The following is a 22,639-nucleotide window of genomic DNA, read 5'->3' as shown; positions in this document are numbered from 1 at the left end:
ATGACGACAATGAAAAACCTGACCAGTCTGTTGATGCTTGGTCTGCTGTTGTCTTGCGCCAAGAATGACCCAATACCGGTGCCAAGCGCCGGCAGCATCGAACGGATTCCGATGATGCCTTCGCAGCACGTTCCAGCACGCCATATCGATGTCTGGCTGCCAAAGGACTATCCAGCACAAGCGCCATATGCCGTGTTGTATATGCACGACGGCCAGATGTTGTTCGATGCCAATACCACCTGGAACAAACAGGAATGGCGTATCGATGAAGTGGCAAGCGAGTTGATGCAGGCGGGCAAGGTCAAGCCATTTATTGTTGTCGGCATCTGGAATGCTGGCAGCGCACGTACCAGCGAATATTTTCCGCAACGGGCATTCGAGATGCTGGAGCCGGCCGTGCGACAACAAATGACCGAGTATTACCAAAAAGCGATGGATCTTGATGATGATGAAGTGGTGCCGGTGTATTCCGATCGCTATCTGAAATTTCTCGTCGAAGAGCTGAAGCCGGTCATTGAGCAGCGTTACCGAGTCAGCGCGGCGCAGCAGGATACTTTTCTGATGGGCTCCAGCATGGGCGGCTTGATTTCCATGTATGGCCTGGCTGAATACCCGCGGGTGTTTGGCGGCGCCGCCTGCCTATCAACGCATTGGCCCGGTAATATGGGCGATGGGCCGGATAATCCGGTGCCGTCCGCGTTTTATTCCTACATCGAAAAACATTTCCCGCCACCCGGTAGCAATCGCATTTATTTTGATCATGGCACCGAGACACTGGATGCCAGTTATGCCGATCGCCAGCTTGAAGTCGATCGACGGATGAAGCAAAAAGCCTATGGCGAAAACGACTGGATGACGCGCACCTTTCCCGGCGCCGATCATTCGGAAAAAGCCTGGGCTGCACGGGTACATATTCCACTGGAGTTTCTGCTGAAGAAGTCACCAGACTCTGCTGAGAAGTTGCCTGAGTAAACAAGCTGCGATGTTCAACGCTGATGCACACATTGAAGTCAAAACCATCGCGGGACAGCTACCCGTTCTGGTGATTGATGATGCGCTGCTGAACCCACAGGCATTGGTGCAAATGGCCGTCAAACACCGGGATTTGTTCGGCTATTCACCGTTGAATGCCTATCCAGGCGTGGGCGTTACCTTGCCTGATGCGATAACCGCCGAGATGAACCAATGGCTGCTGACAACGGCGCGCCGCTATTTGCCGTTTCGCCGAATAGTCGAGAGTTATACCCGTTTGACCATGGTGACGTTGCCGCCGGAAAAACTGCAGCCAAGGCAATGGTTGTGTCATCGCGACCGACCGCAGCAGCCGCTCAATCAAGGTGTGCTGGCCAGTGTGCTTTATTTGTTCAAGAACGAAGCGCTGGGCGGGACCAATTTTTTCCTGCCGAAACAACAGGGCGAGCCGCTGGCAAGAATGATTCACGATTCGGGGCAGATGTCAGCGTCGGAATTTGGCGAACGCTATGGCTTCAGGCCTGGTTATTTCAACGAATCGAATCACTGGTTTGAAAAAGTGCTAAACATTCCGGCACGCTGGAATCGTTTGATTGTTTATGACGGTAATATTTTTCACTGCGGAGACATTCGTTCGACGAACGCGTTGTCGGACGACCCGGAGCAGGGCCGACTGACATTCAACGGGTTTTTTACGTGCCGGAAGCCATTGTCCTGCACGTAAAGCATCACGCGATTAAGGCAACACAATCACTTTCGTTTGATCCATCCAGCGCGGTTCATCAGCGCGACCACCACCAAAATCGTGCGAAGTTGGCTGTTCACCGAGTGGACGGTAGCCTTCGCCGTAATCCCAACTATTCAGATACAGTTTCACGCCCGACAGTGAAGGCGGGTTTCCCAAGGATTTGGCCGGAATGGAAACGGTGATCGTTTTCGCGCTGCGGTCGACCTCGATTTCGGCGCCCGGACTTACTGGAGTGCCTTCGTTCTCCGGGCCAGCGCCTTTGGCCGAAAAAAGTGCATTGCTCCAACCATGCGTGCGTAAACGATAATGCCAGCGCATGTTGTCCGGCAGCTCGGCATTCTGGAATGGTAATGCGCGCGCGCCAGCGTCCCGCTCTGGCATTTCGATGAACATCGTCAATACGAGGTGATCAAAACCATTGACCGGATTCCAGGCCGCGACCAGTTCGGCCATTTTTACCGACACCTTCAACGCTGAGCCGGAGGTAAATACCGATACGTTTTGAATATCCAAACCTTTCGATGTACCCCAAGAGGCATCCAATGGATAACGATAGCGTGCAAAAGGGCCTTTATCGTCGCCGGCTGCATCACTGATTTGCAGTATCGGCTGCCATTGGCGTTTAACGGTGAACTCCTGCGCCGATGAAGCGACGCCGGTTTTTTCTGACCAGAGCACTACGCGATGCGTCTGGTTTGGATTGATCATGCTTGAGGTATCGAGACGGTACTGCCAGCGGCCATTGCTGTCAGCTTGCACAGATATCGCATCGGCGAGATTGCCATTAATCAGCAGTTTGGCGGTGTTCAGCCCTTTGATCGAGCCTTCCAGCACGACATCACCAACATAGCTGGTCGAGGGCAGGGGATCGATACTGAGTGTTACGGATGTGGATGACTGAGCGACTTCCGGTTTATCAGTTGTCGGCAAGACTTCCCAGACACTGAATTCCCGCGCTGCCAATTCCCGGTTCAATACCTGGCCTGGCTTCAGTGTCAGTTCGTGGCGGGTGCCGGCAGAAGAAAACACTTCTTTCAGCCGTAAGGCCTGTGTCGTTTGCCATTGCACGTTGCTCATCAGCGTGGGCTGATCGGCGGTATTGAACACAACCAATAGCGTTTGTTGCGGATACTCCATCAGATAAGCGAGCGCGCCGGGTGCCGCCGGGTTGTCCGCAACCAGCTTGGGTGTGCCGCGACGCAGCGCTGGATAATGTTTGCGAAGCGCAATCACTTCCTGCAGAAACTTATACATCGGCGCTTGTCGGTCAAAACGATCTTTCCCTCCCGATTGATAGCCACCAGCGAACATCGCGGCACGTTGCTCGGTCAGCAACTGCTCGGTGCCGTAATAGATCGTCGGAATTCCCGGCAGCGTCATGATCAGCGTCAAGGCTTGTTTGAAACCGGTGATATCGCCACTGGCCAGAAAGCGTTCGACATCATGATTGTCGACAAACGTTGACATCAAATGCGGTGATTCGTGTGCCTTCATCATCGTTTCAATGCGATAGCGCATCTCACTGGTTGGGCGGCCGCGGATGAAGACATCCTGAATGGTGCCGTAAAGCGGGAAGTTGACCATACCCGGTAGCAGTTTTCGGCCGGTTTCGTCGCGCATGTAGCCGTCAATTTTCCGGGTGACGCTGTCATCAAAGGCGCGGTCAATGCCGAAGCCTTCGCCAAACAAGTGAAACTGCTTGCGCCCGGTTTGCTCGGCAACACGCATCACACCCGGTGCTTCCGGATCGTCGCTGTACATGAAGTCGTGGAAGAATTCCGGGTAGACATAAAACGCGGTGTCGATACGAAAGGCATCTACGCCAACTTCTTTAATCCAATAGCCGTAGCTGTCGCGTAGCGCGCGCCGGACAACCGGGTTGTCGGTGTTCAAGTCGTCGAGGTTGGATAACTGCCAGTTCTTTTCCTGCTCGATATCGCCAAAGTCACGAATGATCGGCGTCCAGTGGTAGATGCCGGCTTCGCGGTGTTCCGGGTTGCGGATATCGTTCAGATGAAAGGGCGGCTGGGTCGGTGCTTTCACCGGTGTTGAATCGTCGTTGATAAAGAAATGCTGTGTCGGATCGGCAGCATCGTAAGTGCCGTTGTAGTCAAAGAAATTGCCGGTGTGATTGACCACGACGTCATGAATCAAATACATGTCTTGACGATGCAGTAGCTCCGCGAGGCGTTGGTAGTCCTGCAGCTGACCAAAATGGGCATCGATGGCTTTGAAGTTTTCTGCCCAGTAGCCATGATAACCACCGTACTGAATCATCCCGTCCCACCATTGGTTGGCGACCGGTGGCGTCATCCACAGCGCCGTCGCGCCAAGGCCCTTGATGTAATCGATTTGCCGGATGACGCCGGCCAAATCGCCGCCACTGAATTTGGCTGGGTCATTCGGGTCGTATTCGCCGGTGCCTTGGTCATTGTTGCTGGCGTCGCCATCGTTAAACCGATCAATCATCACGAAGTAAACGATCTGATCACGCCAGTCCGGGGATTCGATATGCCGGTGCGGGGAGACTTGAATGGATTCGGTCGATGCCGGCGCTTCGGTGCCTGATGGCGCGCAAGCGCACAGGTTCAGCGCAAAAAACAAAGCAGCAGCGTAGTAACGGTGCAGTGAGCTAGACATGACGGTTGACTTTTTGGTTCTAGGAGTAAGCCAACTGTAACCACTGTATACCGAATTGTGCACCTGCACAATTTGCTGATCACCCCTTGAATACGTATGCAGAAAACGCCGTTGCGGTAGCAGGGCGGATACTATCCCTTCACGCAGTTGGTAACCGATGCACAACAATTGCGCACAGCCCGGTCAAAAGCGAAAAAGCAACGGGCGTATTCAATACCACACACGAGAACGGAGAACGGGGAGATGTATCCATTCAAGCGAAGCGTAATCAGCTTGGCACTGGCGTCAGCTTTATCTGCGGGCACATATGCACAAGCCGCGGAAGATGCGACCGCAGAACAAGCAGAGGCTGGGCAGGAAGTAGCGCAACAAAAAGACAGCGCGAAAAAGAAAGAAGCCGTGGTCATCACAGTAACCGGCCTCCGGGCAAGTATTGAACGAGCCACAGAGACGAAATTTGCTTCTGACACTATCACTGAAGTGATTTCGGCCGAAGATATCGGTAAGTTACCAGACATGAGTATCGCTGATGCCATTTCACGGTTGCCTGGTGTTACCGCGCAACGTACCGCTGGACGTGCATCACAAATCAATATTCGTGGTATGCCAGACTATTTCAGTACAACGCTGGTCAATGGTCGTGAACAGGTCAGTGTCAGTCAGACTCGCGGTGCAGAGTTTGACCAGTATCCTTCGGAACTCATCAGTTCCGTCATGCTGTATAAGACGCCAGATGCCACTTTAGTAGGCCAAGGTCTTTCGGGAACAGTCGATTTGCGAACCGCGATGCCGTTGGACTACAACGAGCGTATCATCAACGTAAACATCCGCGGCGAGAAAAACTCGAAGGGCGAACTGAATCCAGAATTCAGCGATATTGGTGAGCGATTCAGCATTTCCTATATCGACCAATTTATGGATGGCAAGGTTGGTCTTACCTTGGGGTATGCCCATCTTGGTTCGGTCAATCAGTCCAATCGCTGGGAGGCGTGGGGTTATCCAACCGCTGATGTCAATAGTGATGGTACCGAGGACATCATCCTGGGGGGTGGTAAAGTTCAATCATCTTCCGGAGAATTTATCCGTGACGGCTTTATTGGTGTACTCGAACTAAAGCCGAATGACAACTTCCGCTCAACGGTAGATTTGTTCTACTCGGAGTTTGAGTCAAACGAAGTATTGCGCTTTATGGAAACTGGCTTGGCATGGTCTGGTGCGAGCCTCCAGGATCCAGTCGTTGACGCCAATAATATTGTTCAGGAGGCGACTTTTGTCGGCGTTCGTCCGGTATTGCGAAATGATGTAAACCGTTGGGACGATGAAATGTTGTCGGTTGGTTGGAAGAACGAGTTTAGCTTTGGCGATGCCTGGGAAATGACGCTTGACTTGTCCCACTCCGAAGCTGAGCGTAAGCAATTGGTTTTGGAAACCTATTCCGGATTGGGGCATGCAAGTAACTCCAGTGCCAGCGATACCGTAAGAGTATTGCTTGATCAGGGAACAGGGCTGGCTCGTTATCAATATGGTGAAAACTATGCCGACCCACAGAGTATCGTACTGACTGATCCGGGTGGTTGGAACCAGGATGGCTTCTTGAAAAATCTGGGTACTGAAGATGAACTCGATAGCTTGAATCTGAGTTTTACCCACACCTTTCAAACGGGCTGGATTTCCCAGGTTGAGTTTGGTGTGAACTATACCGAGCGCGAAAAGTCCCGTTCTTCGGATGAGTATTTTGTCAACCTGAACAGCAGCTTCGGCGACGAGCTGGTTATCCCCAGCGATATTTTGCTTGGCGCTGTTGATCTAGGATTCGCTGGGAATACCAACAGTATTGCCTACAACCCATTGGCAGGATTGCCGAGCACCATCGCTAACAATGCCTCTGGATCCATTTACACGACTACGTCACTTTTCCACCCGGATGTAAGCAACAAGAATTGGACAGTAAATGAGGATGTGATGACATTTTTCATTCAGGCCAACATCGAAGCCGATTGGGGTGTGCCGGTACGGGGAAATATCGGCGTGCAGTATGTCGATACTGAGCAGAGTTCAGTGGGTTTCAACCCAAATCAGAACGCGCAGAATCCGGCAGTGCAAACAGGTGGTATCAGTTACGACGAGCTGTTACCCAGCCTCAATCTGACTTTCGAAGTAGTTGATGATCAATTGTTGCGGGTAGGTTTAGGTCGGCAATTGGCACGTCCACGCTTGGATGATTTGCGAGCCAATCAAAACGTCGGTATCTGCAACACTTGCGGACCGGATGAGGTATGGTCTGGTGGTGGCGGTAACCCTCAACTGAAGCCGTGGCTAGCCGATGCTTTCGACGTCACCTACGAGATCTATTTTGGCTCACGCGGATACGTTGCATTCAACGCGTTTTACAAAGACCTGAAAACCTACATTTTTGATCAGAATATCGACAACTATGATTACGGTTTTATCGACACAAGTATCTATCCACCAGGCACGACTCTTCCTGATACGTTCATTGGACGCTTCTCCGGACCTGCCAACGGTGAGGGGGGCTCCTTGTCGGGATTTGAGGTGGCTGCTTCGTTACCTTTGGATGTGTTTTCCGACATGTTGGAAGGCTTTGGTATTCAAGCGAACTATTCGGCTGTCGATAGCGAAATAGAGGCCAAAGGCCCAGGTAGCAAATCGCCGCTACCTGGCTTATCGGAAGTGGTTCACAACGTAACATTTTACTACGAGGCAAGTGGATTTTCGGCTCGAATTAGCCAACGTACTCGTGAGGACTTTCTCGCCCAAGTACAAGGTTTCGGCGGCGACTTGAGTGATCGCTATATTCGTGGCGAAACCATTACCGACTTCCAAATGGGATATAGTTTCGCGGAAGACAGCAGTCTAGACGGGTTGTCATTGTTGCTGCAGGTGAACAACCTCACTGATGAGCCTTATCGTGAGTATTTCCCGGACACCAGCATGCCACGGTTCTACGCCGAGTTCGGCACAACCTACCTGCTTGGTGCAAGCTATCGCTTCTAACTTCTGGTTGGACGTTACATCCCTTGTCAGTCCTGGCTGACAAGGGTTTTTTTTTGGCGGTGGTGTCAGGAATACTGGCGGTGTTCTATCAGGCGCGGCGCTACCATCGGAATCGTCAGCATCGTGCTGGCAATGGCCATTAATAGCAGCGCGGTAAAGCTGCTGTGACTGATGATGTCGCGGTCGAGCAGAATATTGGCGAAGATGATCATGATCAATGCTTTGGTTTGCAGCAGCCATCCAATGATTCTTGCGTCTTGCGCTGGCCAGCGCAAAATCTTACCTGCCAGCTGCACACCCCATAATTTGCCGCCTACGCAAGCTGCCAGCAGCAATGCAGCGGCGACTAGAACCGTTGCGCCATCCATGTTCCAATGTGTACGCAAACCGGTGTTCAGGAAAAATACCGGCATCAGCACCAGCAGCAGAAAATGTCGGAGTTGGTCCATGCTTTCTTGCTTGAACCAGCGATGATCCAGCACCGCTCCAGAAAGAAACGCGCCGACCATGTAATGCAAACCGGCCCAGTCGGCAAACAGACCACAGGCACTGAGCCAAATCAAACCGGCATACCAGCGGTCACGTTCAGGCATGCGCGGAAAAGCGCGTCGGGCAATAATCGTCGCGGCAATGAAGACAACAATAAACGTGGCTTGTCGGCCAAGACGATGCCAGTCCATCAGAATCATCGCCAGCACGCCCCAGACTACCAAATCATCAAGGCTGGCGTAACGGAGCACGCGTTGCCCCAATGGCGTGCGCAGTATCGACAGTTTCTCCATCAGCAATACCAGAATCGGTAACGCTGTCACCGAGCAAGCCATGCCGATACCAACAATGAATTGCCAATCCTGCGCCGCGCTTCCCATCCATTCGTTGCTATGCCATAGCATCAACGCGGCCGCGATGCAGCCCGCAAGCAACGGAACGGAAAAAGCGAGGCCAGCAGTGATGGAGCTTTCCCGGCGATGTTGCCAGGCTTCCTGTAAATCCAGCTCCAGACCGGCCAACCAAACGAAAACCATGACCGCCCAGGAGCCAATGCCGGACAGGATATTAGTGACTTCGGTATTGAAAACGAGTTGGTAATACTCAGGAAATGCGGCACCGAGCAAACCCGGCCCCAGCACGATGCCGGTCAGGATTTGCACCACCACCAGCGGTGCGTAGTAGTCGGTGTTGCCGAGCCGCCAAATCAAGTACGGCACGCTCAGAATCAACAGCATGGCCAGCAGAAAGGTTTCTATCGTACTCATTGTTGTTTTTGGGGAAATACCGCCACAAGGATCGGCAATGTAGCCGGTTCACGGAATGCCGTACAGCAGCATTGGTGAATACGTATGCACAGACTGTGATCATTTGGTGCAAGACCCTACCATCGGCAGGTTACTATTGGTGCATTGATGCATTTGGGGAAATCTGTTTCTCCTGAAAACCATAACAACCGATAACGAGGGTACGGATGAGCGCGAAACCGCAATTGACGTTCTGGCAAATCTGGAACATGTGCTTTGGTTTTTTGGGCATCCAGTTTGGTTTCGCATTGCAGAACGCCAACGTCAGCCGGATTTTCCAGACGCTCGGTGCGCCAATGGATGAAATTCCGATGCTCTGGGTGGCGGCACCGCTGACCGGTTTGATTGTGCAACCGATCGTCGGCTATTACTCCGATCGCACCTGGACGCGCCTCGGTCGTCGTCGCCCGTATTTTCTTTATGGCGCATTGATCACGACCCTGGCGCTATTGTTCATGCCGAATTCGCCAACGCTGTGGATTGCCGCCGGTCTGCTGTGGATCATGGACGCCTCGATCAATGTTTCGATGGAGCCGTTTCGTGCGCTGGTTGGTGATCAATTACGGCCGGAGCAACGCTCGACCGGTTATGCGATGCAAAGTTTTTTCATTGGTATCGGCGCCGTCGTTGCCAGTTTTCTACCCTGGATTCTGGCTCAAGTTGGTGTCGCCAATACGGCTGAGCCTGGCGTCGTGCCGGATACCGTTCGTTATGCGTTTTACGCGGGCGGCCTGGTGTTGTTTGCGGCAGTGCTCTGGACTGTGCTCAGTACCCGCGAATATGCACCGGAAGTATTGAAAGCTTTTGATGATGCCAAACCATTACCTGCTACCAAAACCGATGCCAAGCGTGCAGTTAGCAAGGGCCTGATTTGGTTGCTGGTTGGTCTTGTCGGGGTCGCGGTGATTTTTATGATGTCGCTGGATAAGCAGCTCTATCTGCTGACCGGAGGTATTGCTGCGTATGGTTTGCTGCTGAGCATAACGGCTCGCGGTTATGGCCCGAAAATGCTGCGTGAGATTGTTGATGATTTGCAGCAGATGCCGGACGAAATGCGCAAGCTCGCTGTCGTCCAGTTCTTTTCCTGGTTTGCGTTGTTCGCCATGTGGATCTACACCACGGCTGCCGTCACGGAAATTCATTTCGGCAGCACCGATACCTCATCGGCTGCCTATAACGAAGGCGCCAATTGGGTTGGTGTCTTGTTTGGTGCCTACAACGGTTTCGCCGCGATTGCGGCAATCATCATCCCGTTCTTGGTGCGCTGGTTCGGATTGCGGTTCAGCCATATGCTGAACGTTTCGCTGGGGGGGGCGGCGTTGCTGTCATTTGCGCTGATCCGCGATCCGAACTGGTTGCTCCTCTCGATGGTTGGCGTTGGTTTTGCCTGGGCGTCGATTCTGTCGCTGCCGTATTCGCTGTTGTCGAACAGCGTGCCGGCGCAGAAGATGGGCGTGTACATGGGCATCTTCAATTTCTTTATCGTCATTCCGCAGTTGATGGCCGCCAGCACGCTCGGCTTTTTGCTGAAAACCTTTTTCGATACCAAGCCGATTTATGCACTGATTATCGGCGGTGTCAGCCTGATCCTGTCCGGGCTTTTTGTCTTGCGTGTCAGTGAACCCAAACCCACGCACTCACCACAATCCGTTACTGGCAATGGAGAAGCTTCATGCGCCTGATTCCTGTGTTATCGACGCTGAGCGCTTCGTTGTTGGTGTTGGCCGCCTGCCAACAAGAACCTGCCAAACCAGATGCCGAGTACTACGGCACGCTGGAGCCTTTCGCCGAGCAGGCGGTGTACTTCGTTGTCACTGATCGCTTTGTCAACGGTGACGAAAGCAATGACCAGCGCGATCAGGGCGGAGAACAGAAAACCTTCGATCGACCGGTGCCGAATGCACCGGAAGGCATGCACGCTAACGTCGGCTATCTTGGTGGTGATTTCAAAGGCGTGTTGAACAACGCCGACTATATTCGCGGCATGGGTTTTTCTTCGGTCTGGATCACGCCGATCATTGATAATCCGGATGCGGTTTTCACCGGTGGTAAGCCTGTCGATTGGGGCAGCTTCTGGACCGATAAGGGCAAGACCGGCTATCACGGTTATTGGGGCGTCAATTTCTACAAATTGGATGAACACCTGCCCAGCGAAAACCTCGATTTCGCTGCCTTCACCAAAGGCATGCATAACAAGAACCTGAAAGTTGTGCTCGATATCGTCGGTAACCACGGATCACCGGCATTCACGATGCCGGAAGATCATCCAGCGTTTGGCAAACTCTATGACAAGGATGGCAAGCTGATTGCCGATCATCAAAATCTGAGGCCTGATCAACTCGACCCGGAAAACAACCCGCTGCATGCCTTCTTCAACAAGAAGCAGGAAGTCGCCGAGCTTGCCGATTTCAACGAAAACAATCCGGCGGTGCTCGAGTATTTGTCCGGTGCTTATCTGCAATGGATCGATCAAGGCGCCGATGCGTTTCGCATAGACACCATTGGTTGGATGCCGCACGAGTTCTGGAAAAAATTTGCCGATCGCATCCGCGAAAAGCATCCGGGTTTTTTCATGTTTGGTGAGGATTTTCGCTGGAATGCCGCTGACATCGCCGGCCACACGTTGCCGCAGAACGGCGACATCAGCGTGCTCGATTTCCCGCTGAAAAAAGCACTCGGTGAGTTATTTGAAAATGCCGGCAGCGATTACGCCAGCGTCAAGGACGCGTTGTATCTGGAAAACGGCCCATACGCCAACCCCTATGAGTTGATGACCTTTTACGACAATCACGACATGCCGCGGATGAACGCCAGCGACGAAGGCTTTATCGACGCTCATAACTGGTTGTTCACGGCGCGCGGCATCCCGGTCATTTACTACGGTTCGGAAATCGGCTTTATGCGCGGCCGCGCCGAGCACGCCGGCAACCGCAATTATTTTGGTCAGGAGCGCGTCGACGCCGCGCCTTCGCACCCGATTTATCAGCAACTGCAGCGCATCGCGAAAGTGCGGGCGGCATCGCCAGCGCTGCAACGTGGTCTGCAACTGAATGTCGAGCTGCAAGACGACAAGGCAGTGTTCTATCGGGTGTTGCAACATCAGGGCGTCAATCAAATCGCCTTGGTGCTGTTGAACAAAGGCGACCAGCCTGCTGACTTTACCGTTGCGCAATTTTTGCAGGCCGGTAGCTGGCGCTCGGCGCTCAGTGGCGATGTTCACACCGTTGGCGATGGCGAGGCCTTGAAGACTTCGGTGCCGGCGCATGGAGTAGAAGTGCTGTTACTGGATGCGCCGGTTACCCGCGCCGACATGCAGCTGCGTTTGAATAAGTTGATGCAGCATAAAGGCAATCACTGATTGCTCGTTAAACTTCGCAATACAAAAAGAAGTTCTTTTTAACTAAGCGCATCAAGCTCCTTTAGCATCTGCGCTCGAAGACCCTCTGAAATGGTCTGTTCATATTGTCCGTAGGTTCTTCCGTCCGCTAATCGCCAGCAATCCCTTCCATTTATCGCATATCCCGCGAGTACGGCAGCAGCTTGAGATGGGCTACTGAACAGATAGTCTTTCGTGAGAACGAGTTTGGAGCCGTGCTGAACCAGGAGTCCGGAAGCCACAAGTTTCTCTTTTAGCGAGCGATACCCTGGAGATAGGCTGCTTTGAATCTTCAAAGTTGCCTCGGAACCTTTGAGAACAACAATGCCTTCGTCAGTTTTTTGAGCTGATGCTTTGATTTCGCTCGTAGAAAAGAAGAACAGTTCAGGAGCTTGGGGAGTAATGGAAAGTTCTGAAACCTCATTTCGCCTCGGTTCAAGAGTGTTTGCGTCATTTTTAGTTTCAGACTTCGAGTTATGCGTAGGTCGTGTGTATGGCTCTAAAACCTTGTGACCTAGAACGCCAAGTAATGAGCGCATTGAGCCTAAGTAGTCGTCCATTGCGTCCCTATCTGCTCTGGGAAGAGTAGGCAGCTGAGGAGATGTAGTATTTGTGACTAAGTGACGCCCTGCCGCGAGCGCTAGCTGAATAAGCTTTGATTCAAGGTATTTCACGTGACCTTTTGTTAAATTGTCATCTTTGCTTGTAAAGGCAACCAACTCATTCCAAAAATCTTTTCCTGATAAATGACTGGTTAATCTGTCAAGGACCAGATCTGACTCTCCAATATAGACTGCTTCTTCTCCTGATTCCTCATTGACTCCAAACAGAAAATATACTCCGGCGCGTTTGATTTCTGCCCAGTCTTTTAGCTCTCCGAAACGAGTTCTCGGGCACGCTATGGCTTGTCCAGACCAATTTGTGATTTCTGCGTGACGAACTCCTGTTGACGTTCCATCAGCAAGATAAATCCGAATCTGCTTTCCCATAGACCTAAACCCCAAATTTTTTAAGCGGTTTGTAAGGGTAATCCTCAACAATGCTTGTAAGCATAATTGCGTTTCGAGACGTGAGGGAAGCGCAACTGACAATGAAGCGCTTGTGGTTCGAGTTTTGTTGGTTAGGTTTTAGGCTCAAGATTCTGGCTTTGCTGACGATACAATAGGCATGACAAGGGTTTTTGTATCGTAATGAATCATGCCGAGCATACCGACTGGAGGCAGTGAGCTTCCCCGTCCCGTAGTGGAGACGGGCGCGACCACGCGCGTCGAGCCGGCCATGCGTTCACCACCAATGGTGCCGGCCAATCCACAGACACCGGCCAATGAACAGCAGAGCGGAGTAGAGCGGCGCAAGGATGATCGGCGTCAGCGCCGCGAGCGGGTGGCGCAGGAGCGACGTAGCAACAAAGAGCGGCGCAAGGCCGCGCGCGAAGCTGCCGATGAAGCTCTGAGCACTGACCCGGAGCAGAAAAAGGGGCGTTTCATCAACGTCCGGGTTTGAGTCCGGATCATCAGCCGGCGTCGAGATAAGCGACTCAAGTCATTGTTCCCTAAGAACTAACCTCCTACACTAGCTGGACCGAGCTCGACGCAGGATCGCGTATGGGAACCTATGACGTAGACAAGCTGATGACCGAAGCGCGCCGTTTGGCGGCCGATTATCACAAGGCGACCGGCCAGACGCTGCCGCTGACCAATGAAATCGCCCGTCACGACGCCATGCGCCTGTTGAATCTTGTTGCACCAGAGCAGCTCATTGCCGGTGTTGATGCCATCGGCCAGGGCGAACAACGCAGCGAGCGCTATCAGATCAAGGGGCGGGTGATGTTCGCTGAGAGCAAGACCCGGGCGCGGGTTGGTCAGTTGAACATGGATGGGCAGTGGACCCGTGTCGTGCTGGTGCTGCTCAACGAAGACTATCAGCCGGTCGAATTGATTGAAGTCACCCGCCCGGACATTCACAATGCGCTGCAATCGATTAAACCCAATAAACGCGGTGCAATGACCGTTGCCAAGTTCAAAGCCATCGGCAGAACGGTCTGGCAGGACGCGACACAGGCAGCCTGAGTGAGTTCAACGAAGTATTCGGCCAGTGCGTACGCGCTGGGCGACCATGGTCCTTTTGCCGATCGCGCCAGCGATTTCCGTGCGCGTCCGGCCCAACTGCAAATGGCTGAGGTGGTCGAGCAGGCGCTGGCGGAACGCGAAACGGTTGTCATTGAAGCTGGCACCGGCACAGGCAAAACGTTTGCGTATTTGGTACCAGCATTGCTGGCCGGCGAGCGGGTGATTATTTCCACCGGCACCAAGAATCTGCAGGACCAATTATTTCACCGCGATTTACCAACGGTTTCCCAAGCGCTAAACGTCAAACCGCGTGCGGCCCTGCTGAAAGGCCGCAATAACTATCTCTGCCTTTATCGTCTGGAACAAGCCCGGACTTCGGGCCGGCTGCCCACGCGTGAATCGGTGCGCAGTCTGCGCCTGGTCGAGCAATGGTCGCGCGGTACCCACAGTGGCGATTTATCCGAATGCGTCGGTTTGAGCGATGACGATCCGATCACCGGTTTTGTCACCAGCACTTCGGAAAACTGCCTTGGTGGCGATTGCCCGTATTACGGCGATTGCCATGTGATCAAAGCCCGGCGCACGGCGATGGAAGCGGAAATTGTCGTCGTCAATCACCATTTGCTGCTCGCCGATTTGGCGCTGAAAGAAGAAGGCTTCGGCGAGCTGTTGCCGGGAGCCGCGGCGGTTATTGTCGATGAAGCGCACCAACTGGCGGAAACCGCCAGCACGTTTTTCGGTCAGGCGATTTCCAGCCGGCAATTGCTGGAGTTCGTTCGCGATATCGAAACCGAAGCGAAAGCCCATGCCGATGACCAAACCGAATTGTTCGATGCGCTGCGCGGCATCAGCAAAGCGGTCGCCGATATTCGTTTACTGCTCGGTAAAGATCGTCAGCGCGCACCGCTGCAATTCTTTCTGAATCGGCGCGATTGGCAACAACAAATCGAATTGTTGGAAAGCGATTTATTGACCTGTCGCGAACAACTGGAAATTGCCGCCGATCGCAGTGAGGGCTTGGCCAACGGTTTGGCTAGGGTCGAAGCATTGATGGCAAAACTTGCCAGCATCACCACGGCCAATGATCCGGACAATGTGCGCTGGTTTGAAACCTACAAACAGGGGTTTGCGCTGAACAGCACGCCGCTGCTGGTTGCCGAAAGTTTCCAGCGTCAGGCATCACGCTATAAAAACGCTGCCTGGATTTTTACCTCGGCTACCTTGTCGGTGAACAAGGCGTTCAAACATTTCACCGAGCAACTGGGTCTGGAAGAAGCAAAAACCGTATTGCTCGACAGTCCGTTCGATTATCCGCGGCAGTCGATGTTGTTTGTGCCGCAAGGATTGCCGGAACCGGATGCGCCGCACTATCTGGAGTCTTTGCTGGAAGTTACGTTGCCGCTTTTGCAGGCGAGTGAAGGCCGGGCGTTTTTATTGTTCACCAGCTATCGTGCGCTGCAGTGGATGGCGCAGGAATTGCCGCAGCGCATCCCTTACCCGGTGCTGGTGCAGGGCAGCCAGCCGCGCAATCGTTTGCTCGATACCTTCCGGAAAATGGGTAACGCAGTATTGCTCGGCACCAGCAGTTTTTGGGAGGGCGTCGATGTGCGTGGTGATGCGCTTAGTCTGGTCATTATCGATAAACTGCCATTCTCGGCGCCGGATGATCCAGTGCTACGGGCGAGAATGGATGCCTGCCGGCGCAACGGTGGTGAACCGTTCAACGATATGCAACTGCCACGCGCTGTGATCACCTTGAAGCAGGGCGCCGGTCGTCTGATTCGCGACATCACCGATACCGGCGTGCTGACCATCGCCGATCCGCGTTTGTTTACCCGGCCGTACGGGAAGGTGTTCTTGAACAGTCTGCCGCCGATGCCGGTCACCCGTCAGCTTTCCGATGTGCGCCGGTTTTTCCTGCGCCATGAAAAATGAGTGTTGTCATGAATACCGTTCTGGCTTTTGATACCGCCACCGAAGCGCTGTCGGTAGCGCTGAAACATAACGAGTCGATCACCAGTCACTTCGAGCTGGCGCCGCGTCTGCATGCACAAAAACTGCTGCCGACCATTGAACGTCTGCTGCATGAGCAGGGCTTGCAGGTCAGTGATGTCGACGCGTTTGTGTTTGGTCGCGGCCCCGGTGCGTTTACCGGTGTGCGTACCGCGATTGGCGTCGTGCAGGGGTTGGCGCTGGCTTTTGATCGGCCCTGCATCGGTATTTCCACGCTGGAAGCGCTGGCCGAAGGTGCCCGCCGTCGTTTGGGCGTTACCAATGTATTGCCATCGATCGATGCCCGCATGGGCGAGGTTTATATCAGTGCGCTGCATTGGCGGAACGGTGCTTGGCGGCTGCTTGCCGATGAACGGGTTTGCCCGCCGGCAGCGTTCGCGTTCCACGCCGAGAACGCCTTTTTTACCTGCGGCAGTGGCTGGCAAACCTATCATGATGCCCTGAGCACCGCGGTTCAGGCGCCGCTGCAGCACGCTGACCAGATGTACTACCCGGAAGCGCTGGACATGCTGAACCTGGCATTGCCACGGCTTACAGCCGGGCAGGGTGTGCCGGCCGAGCAGGCGATGCCGGTGTACTTACGTGACAAAGTCGCCGAAACCACCGCTGAACGAAATCAAAACTCATAACTGGTCGGCACGTCTGTATCGTTTTCATTGATTGAACGAATTTTGACCGTTACCGCGTATAAGCCGATCTATACTGCTACGGCATATTTCTTCCCATTCACGCAACGGTGACAACAGATGCCAGAAATTGCCAACACCAATCTATCGGTGTCCAATGCGCTGGTGGTAAGCCAGGCGGCGGAAAATCGCAATACCGAGCGTACCCGCGCCAACAACGCCGAACGTCAGCAGCGCACGGAACAAGTCGAACAAGCCCAGCGCGATGCTTCACCAGCGGCGCTGGAAGAGGCATTCAACAGCCTGCAGGCGGAACGCGAAGGCCAGGTGCGCAATGCCCTGGAATCGGAAGCGGCCAACAGCCAGCGCTCTGGCGCCAATGCCTATCAGCAAACCGAAAATTTTCTCCAGCGTGACCAGCTGACTCGTTTGGTCGGTTTTGACGACTTCGCCTGAATCCTCTCGTTTGGGAAACTTATCGGCCGAATTTCTGGCCTAAATCGTATAACTGTGTCTCACTGCAAACGGTTCAGCGCCGATTCAGCGGCGCTGACGTTAAATTGCGCTTAAGTTTCAGGTAGCATGCCTGCATCATATTTAGGGAGTGATCACAATGAAATGGTTACTGTTCAGCTTGTCCGTCGTTTTTCTGAGCGCCTGCTCTACGGTGCCGAAGAGCGTCCGCGGCGATGTGCGTGAAGTCACCGTCAGTGCCGTGCAGTCGAACGCTGGTGAATTCCAGGGCGTGCCGGTGCGCTGGGGTGGTTTGATTGCGCAAATGCAGATCAAGGACGGCATGAGCAAAATTGAAATCGTCGAAAAGCCGTTGACCAGCTCTGGTCGCCCCACCGACAAGAATGTCACCGGCGGCCGTTTTATCGCGGTATTCAGCGGCTATCTCGATCCGATGATTTTCTCGACCGGTCGTGAAATTACCGTCATGGGCAGCATTCAGGAAGTCATCGAAGGCAAGGTTTCCGATCAGGCATACGCCTATCCGGTGCTGTCAGCCAGTGGTTATCATTTATGGGAAGAGCGCGATTATTATGATCGCACCTCGGTGATCGTTACCGGTGGCTACTGGGATCCGTTCTATCATCCATATTGGTATCGTCCCTATCCGTATTTTTATCCGCGTCCAGTGATCATTCGTGATCGTCATAACCCGCCGAACACGACGCCAACGCCGTCGGCAGGTAGTCAGATTCCGGAGCCAACCAAAGGTCCGGCTACGCGACGCTGGGATGACACCCACAATTTGAAAGATCCAGCTCGACGTCCGGCTACTCAGCCTGAGCCTCCGAGCAAACCTGAACCGGCGCGTGAAGAAAAACAGCGCTGAAATCGAAAACAAAAAGCCCGGAACAATCAGGGCTTTTTTTTTGGTTTGTGGATTAGCGCCTGCGATATTTGCTAAGCAACTGTTGCGTCGAAAACGGTAGGTTTTCGCTGCCTTCTAGATTGTCGGTTTGCAACACCGATTTGACTCTTTGCGCCAATACTTTGCCGAGTTCGACACCCCATTGATCAAAACTGTTCAGATTCCAGATAAAGCCCTGCACGGCGGTGCGATGCTCATATAACGCCAGCAGCTGACCGCAGCGATACGGATTCAATTCAGGAAACAGCAACACGTTGCTCGGCCGGTTTCCCGGAAATACCTTGTGTGGAATCAGCGCTTCAGGAACGCCTTCGGCGCGCAACTCCTGTTCGGTTTTGCCAAGCGCCAACGCATCCGGTTGAGCGAAGAAATTGGCCATCAACTCATCATGCAGATCGAGCCGGTTGTCCGAGAGTTTCACCGAGGTTTGTGGGCGGCAGAAGCCAATAAAGTCAGCCGGAATGACACGGCCCTGATGGATGAGTTGATAGAACGAGTGCTGGCCATTGGTGCCCGGTTCACCGAAATTGATTTCGCCGGCTTCCAAAGGCAGCGCACGACCATCACGATCAACCAGTTTGCCATTGGATTCCATATCCACCTGCTGGATATGGGCGGCAAAACGATGCAAAGCCTGGCTATAAGGCAACAATGCCCGCACCGGCCGTTTCAGAAAACTGGAATTCCAGACACCAATCAAACCCAGCAAAACCGGCAGGTTTTGCGCAAATGGCGCCGACAGAAAATGCTGATCCATCGAGCGCGCACCAAGCAGAAACTGCTCGATATTCTGCCAGCCAAAATGCAGCGCCAGCGGTAGCAAACCCACTGCCGAGCAAACCGAATAGCGACCACCAACCCAATCCCAGAATCCAAAAATATGTTCACGCTGAATTCCGAACTGCTCACAAGCAGGAATATTGGTGCTGACCGCAAGCATCTGCTTACTGACTGCCTCAAAGCCCAGCGCCTCACTGAGCCAGGCTTTTGCCGCGCGGGCATTCAGCATGGTTTCGGTGGTCGTGAAGGTTTTCGAGATGATCACGACCAGCGTCTCAGCTGGATTCAAGCCTTCAGTAGCACGATGAAAATCGGCTGGGTCGACATTGGCGAGAAAACGTAGCTGTCGACCGGCGCTGGCATCGGCGCAGGAGGGATGCTGACGAATTGCTTCAAAAACAAATTCAGCACCGAGATAGCTGCCGCCTATGCCAATGGCGATGACATTGCGTAGCGGTTTGCCGGTAACGCCAAGATGCTTATCCTGACGCACGGCTTGGGTAATGGCGGCAATGCGGCGACGAACATCGATAACCAATGGCGTAACGGCTTCGTTGTCGACGCGATAATCATCTTCCGGGTCGGCGCGCAGTGCCATGTGCAGTACGGCGCGATTCTCGGTGGTGTTGATCGCTTTGCCGGTGCGTTTGGCTTCAATTTTTTTGCCCAGTTCCGCTGCGTCAGCGAGTTTCAGCAGTGCCTGCAGTGTTTCCGGATTCATGTTCTGACGACTGTAATCGAGCACGATATCGTCGTATTCGACGCGCATCGCATCACAACGATGTTTATTCTGCAGTTGTTCACGCAGATGCCATCGCCGGCTTTGCTCAGCCAGTTGCTCCAGGGCTTTCCATTCAGGACTATTGACGATCATGATTTTCCGTTTTCGCTAAATGCCAGTGGGGGCGGGCGCTATTTTGCCAGAGTCGCTCAGGCTTTTTTGTCCAAACTGCTGGCTTGTTTGGCCAAATCACTGATGGCGCTCCAACGCTGTTCACGCAGCAGTGAGGCAGGGGTCAACCAGGAGCCGCCAACGCAGACGACGTTCGGTAGATTCAGATAAGCAGTGGCGGTTTCAACGCTGATACCACCGGTCGGGCAGAACTTTACCTGTTTGAACGGACTGGCAAAACTTTTCACCGCGTCAGCACCGCCGGATGATGCCGCCGGAAAAAATTTCAGAAACTCAAAACCGGCCTCCAACGCGCGCTGGATTTCACTGGCGGTAACCGCGCCTGGCAGAAGAGGAATTGGTGCGTTGATATTTTGTTTTTCCAGCGAAGCACAAAGACCGGGACTGACGGCGAAATGGGCGCCGGCGTCAGCGGCCTGCTGCCATTGCGTTGCGTTCAATACCGTGCCGGCGCCGATGATGATGCCGGTATCCGCTTTGGCCAGCGCACGAATGGCATCGAGCGCGGCATCGGTACGCAAGGTAATTTCAATACTGTGCACACCGCCTTGCAACAGCGCTTCGGCCAACGGCAATGCATGTTCGACATTCTCAATAACGACGACCGGCACAATGGGCGCTGCTTTGTTCAGCATTTCTGCAATTGACATGTTGATTCCTTTGAAATGTCCCATTGCAAAAGCAATGGATAAATTCCTCACTTCGCAAATGTCATTCCCGCGTAGGCGGGAATCCAGTCATTCTTCAGCACTCTGGATGCCCGCCTACGCGGGCATGACACAGGCTCATAAGTTATCAAAACCAATTTAAATCAGGGGCGAAGCACCAAGCTCGGCAGCGCTGGCCGTTTCCCGGAAGCGGGCAAATAGTTCGCGACCAAATCCGCGCACGGCTTCGGCTCTGAATTCGGCATTTCTTCGGTTGTTCCAATCATTTTCTTCCACTTCGGCATACAGGCGATTTTGCACGGCATCAAGCACCAGCATATCGCCATCACGCACTTTCGCCAGCGGGCCGCCACTCAGTGCTTCCGGGCTGACATGAATCGCAGCTGGCACCTTCCCGGAAGCACCTGACATGCGGCCATCGGTAACCAGCGCCACCTTGTAACCTTTATCCTGAAGTACGCCGAGCATCGGCGTGAGTTTATGCAATTCCGGCATGCCATTGGCTTGCGGCCCTTGGAAACGCACGACAACAATGACATCGCGATTGAGCCTTCCTTCCTTGAACGCCTGCGCGACCGATTCCTGATCTTCAAATACGGCTGCTGGTGCTTTGATCAAGTGATGCGTTGCTGGCACCGCCGAGGTTTTGATCACGGCGCGACCAAGATTGCCGACCAGTAATTTCAGACCACCGTCTTTCGAGAACGGATTGGCAACACCACGGACAATGTTTTCATCGGCGGAGTGCGTCGGCGCGTCACGCCAAACCAGTTTGCCATCGTCCAAAAATGGCTCTTTGGTGTAGTGACGAAGCGACTCTCCCATGACCGTTTGCACGTCTTCATGCAACAAACCGGCGTCGAGCAATTCGCGAATAACCAAAGCCAAACCACCGGCCGCATGGAAGTGATTGACGTCGGCCTGACCGTTTGGATAAACGCGGGCCAGCAGCGGAACGCAGTCGGATAAATCAGAGAAGTCATCCCAGTTGATTACGATGCCGGCGGCACGCGCCATTGCCACCAGATGTAGCGTGTGATTGGTCGAGCCGCCAGTGGCCAGCAAGCCGACAATCGCGTTCACGAAACTGCGCTCGTCGAGCATTTTGCCGATCGGAATCGGGGTGTTGCCAAGTGCCGTAATTTCGCAGATGCGTCGACCGGCGGCACGGGTCAGGGCATCGCGTAGCGGCGTGCCGGGATTGATAAACGCGGCGCCCGGCATATGCAGCCCCATGATTTCCATCAGCATCTGGTTGCTGTTGGCTGTACCGTAAAACGTGCAGGTGCCGGCGCTGTGGTAGGCCGCCGCTTCCGATTCCAACAATTCATCGCGACCGACTTTACCTTCGGCAAACAACTGCCGCACCTTGGCTTTCTCGCTGTTGGAAATGCCGGAGGTCATTGGCCCGCCCGGCACCAGAATGCCGGGCAGATGACCAAAATGCAGCGCGCCCATGACCAGGCCGGGAACGATCTTGTCGCAAATGCCGAGCAGCAACATGCCGTCGAACATCGCATGGCTGAGCGCCACCGCCGTTGACATGGCAATGACATCGCGCGAAAAAAGCGATAGCTCCATGCCCGGCGTACCTTGCGTGACGCCATCACACATCGCTGGCACGCCGCCGGCAAATTGAGCAATGCCGCCGGCTTTGGCGACGGCTTCTTTCAGAATCGGTGGGTAATGTTGCAGCGGCTGATGCGCCGACAACATGTCGTTGTACGAAGAAACGATGCCGATATCAGGCACCGAGCGCGTATCGCGCAACAGAATCTTTTCTTCCGGCACGTTGCCGGCAAAACCGTGCGCCAGGTTGGCGCAGGCATGGCGAGCCCGGGTTGGCTGCCGGCTGATCGATTGCTCAACATGATTCAGATAAGCGGTCCGTTGCTCCCGTGAGCGCTTGCGAACGCGATCGGTCACTTCCTGCAGGCGGGGGTGCACATTGCTCATGTCTGCTCTCCATTTTGGGGCAACGCTTGGTTTTTCGGGTTTGTGTAATTTGCACTGTCACGGTGCATCATTTCTGTGCATTGACGTTTATCGTTATAAATCATTTATTTACCTGCAATTTACTGACCTTGTGACGACCGTGACGAGAATTTATTGCGTATGGTTACTTGCGATATCCGGAAGATTG

Annotated in this window: 17 protein-coding genes; 11 read left to right on the top strand and 6 right to left on the bottom strand. The window is 53.7% G+C overall.

All coding sequences use genetic code 11. The features are described from left to right. Positions 1–972, top strand: a complete 972-nt coding sequence (locus tag E2H98_RS01765; protein ID WP_198325207.1) for an alpha/beta hydrolase — start codon at positions 1–3, stop codon at positions 970–972. A gap of 10 nt (positions 973–982) precedes the next feature. Beyond that, positions 983–1,696, top strand: a complete 714-nt coding sequence (locus E2H98_RS01760) for a DUF6445 family protein (protein WP_133592642.1) — start codon at positions 983–985, stop codon at positions 1,694–1,696. Positions 1,697–1,708: 12 nt separating this feature from the next. Here E2H98_RS01760 and E2H98_RS01755 read toward each other — a convergent pair whose 3' ends face one another. Next, the gene (locus E2H98_RS01755) at positions 1,709–4,360 is read right to left on the bottom strand and encodes an alpha-amylase family glycosyl hydrolase (protein WP_133592640.1); all 2,652 of its coding nucleotides are present in this window, start codon (positions 4,358–4,360) and stop codon (positions 1,709–1,711) included. A 243-nt stretch (positions 4,361–4,603) separates the two neighbouring features. Here E2H98_RS01755 and E2H98_RS01750 point away from each other — a divergent pair, with 243 nt between their 5' ends. Next, positions 4,604–7,375, top strand: coding sequence for a TonB-dependent receptor (locus E2H98_RS01750; RefSeq protein ID WP_133592638.1), 2,772 nt, complete (start codon positions 4,604–4,606; stop codon positions 7,373–7,375). A 65-nt stretch (positions 7,376–7,440) separates the two neighbouring features. Here E2H98_RS01750 and E2H98_RS01745 read toward each other — a convergent pair whose 3' ends face one another. Continuing rightward, positions 7,441–8,631 carry a cation:proton antiporter gene (locus tag E2H98_RS01745; RefSeq protein WP_133592636.1) on the bottom strand — a complete coding sequence of 397 codons (1,191 nt, stop codon included), beginning with the start codon at positions 8,629–8,631 and terminating at the stop codon, positions 7,441–7,443. Between the two features lie 206 nt (positions 8,632–8,837). Here E2H98_RS01745 and E2H98_RS01740 point away from each other — a divergent pair, with 206 nt between their 5' ends. Both E2H98_RS01740 and E2H98_RS01735 read left to right on the top strand, forming a co-directional pair. Continuing rightward, positions 8,838–10,352, top strand: coding sequence for an MFS transporter (locus tag E2H98_RS01740; RefSeq protein WP_133592634.1), 1,515 nt, complete (start codon positions 8,838–8,840; stop codon positions 10,350–10,352). Further along, complete coding sequence (locus tag E2H98_RS01735; RefSeq protein WP_133592632.1) at positions 10,343–12,028, top strand: alpha-amylase family glycosyl hydrolase; 1,686 nt, start codon at positions 10,343–10,345, stop codon at positions 12,026–12,028. The genes E2H98_RS01740 and E2H98_RS01735 overlap by 10 nt, the downstream gene beginning before the upstream one ends. 38 nt (positions 12,029–12,066) lie before the next feature. On the opposite strand, the gene E2H98_RS01730 is transcribed toward E2H98_RS01735, so the two are convergent. Further along, positions 12,067–13,035, bottom strand: a complete 969-nt coding sequence (locus tag E2H98_RS01730) for a GIY-YIG nuclease family protein (RefSeq protein WP_133592630.1) — start codon at positions 13,033–13,035, stop codon at positions 12,067–12,069. Between the two features lie 289 nt (positions 13,036–13,324). On the opposite strand from E2H98_RS01730, the gene E2H98_RS01725 reads away from it, so the two are divergent. The 6 genes from E2H98_RS01725 to E2H98_RS01700 all read left to right on the top strand — a co-directional run bounded on the left by E2H98_RS01725 (position 13,325) and on the right by E2H98_RS01700 (position 18,096). Next, a complete protein-coding gene (locus E2H98_RS01725) occupies positions 13,325–13,549 on the top strand; it encodes a hypothetical protein (RefSeq protein WP_133592628.1) in 225 nt (74 codons plus the stop codon). Positions 13,550–13,650: 101 nt separating this feature from the next. After that, complete coding sequence (locus E2H98_RS01720; protein WP_133592626.1) at positions 13,651–14,115, top strand: hypothetical protein; 465 nt, start codon at positions 13,651–13,653, stop codon at positions 14,113–14,115. After that, positions 14,116–16,050 carry an ATP-dependent DNA helicase gene (locus E2H98_RS01715; RefSeq protein WP_198325206.1) on the top strand — a complete coding sequence of 645 codons (1,935 nt, stop codon included), beginning with the start codon at positions 14,116–14,118 and terminating at the stop codon, positions 16,048–16,050. Between the two features lie 8 nt (positions 16,051–16,058). After that, positions 16,059–16,757, top strand: a complete 699-nt coding sequence (gene tsaB, locus E2H98_RS01710) for a tRNA (adenosine(37)-N6)-threonylcarbamoyltransferase complex dimerization subunit type 1 TsaB (RefSeq protein WP_133592624.1) — start codon at positions 16,059–16,061, stop codon at positions 16,755–16,757. Positions 16,758–16,874: 117 nt separating this feature from the next. Beyond that, positions 16,875–17,210, top strand: a complete 336-nt coding sequence (locus E2H98_RS01705) for a hypothetical protein (RefSeq protein WP_133592622.1) — start codon at positions 16,875–16,877, stop codon at positions 17,208–17,210. A gap of 157 nt (positions 17,211–17,367) precedes the next feature. Then, a complete protein-coding gene (locus tag E2H98_RS01700; protein WP_133592620.1) occupies positions 17,368–18,096 on the top strand; it encodes a Slp family lipoprotein in 729 nt (242 codons plus the stop codon). A 52-nt stretch (positions 18,097–18,148) separates the two neighbouring features. Here E2H98_RS01700 and pgi read toward each other — a convergent pair whose 3' ends face one another. The 3 genes from pgi to edd all read right to left on the bottom strand — a co-directional run bounded on the left by pgi (position 18,149) and on the right by edd (position 22,443). Beyond that, positions 18,149–19,789 carry a glucose-6-phosphate isomerase gene (pgi, locus tag E2H98_RS01695; RefSeq protein ID WP_133592618.1) on the bottom strand — a complete coding sequence of 547 codons (1,641 nt, stop codon included), beginning with the start codon at positions 19,787–19,789 and terminating at the stop codon, positions 18,149–18,151. Between the two features lie 56 nt (positions 19,790–19,845). Beyond that, a complete protein-coding gene (gene eda, locus E2H98_RS01690; protein ID WP_133592616.1) occupies positions 19,846–20,478 on the bottom strand; it encodes a bifunctional 4-hydroxy-2-oxoglutarate aldolase/2-dehydro-3-deoxy-phosphogluconate aldolase in 633 nt (210 codons plus the stop codon). A 156-nt stretch (positions 20,479–20,634) separates the two neighbouring features. Next, positions 20,635–22,443 (bottom strand): phosphogluconate dehydratase, encoded by a 1,809-nt coding sequence (gene edd, locus E2H98_RS01685; protein ID WP_408634858.1) that lies wholly within the window; start codon positions 22,441–22,443, stop codon positions 20,635–20,637. Positions 22,444–22,639 lie beyond the last annotated feature (196 nt).

The organism is Permianibacter aggregans, from assembly GCF_009756665.1.
In the GTDB taxonomy this organism is placed as follows: Bacteria; Pseudomonadota; Gammaproteobacteria; order Enterobacterales; family Permianibacteraceae; genus Permianibacter; species Permianibacter aggregans.
The sequence above is the reverse complement of the archived record's forward strand: the minus strand, read 5'-3'. Positions and strand labels throughout refer to the sequence as shown.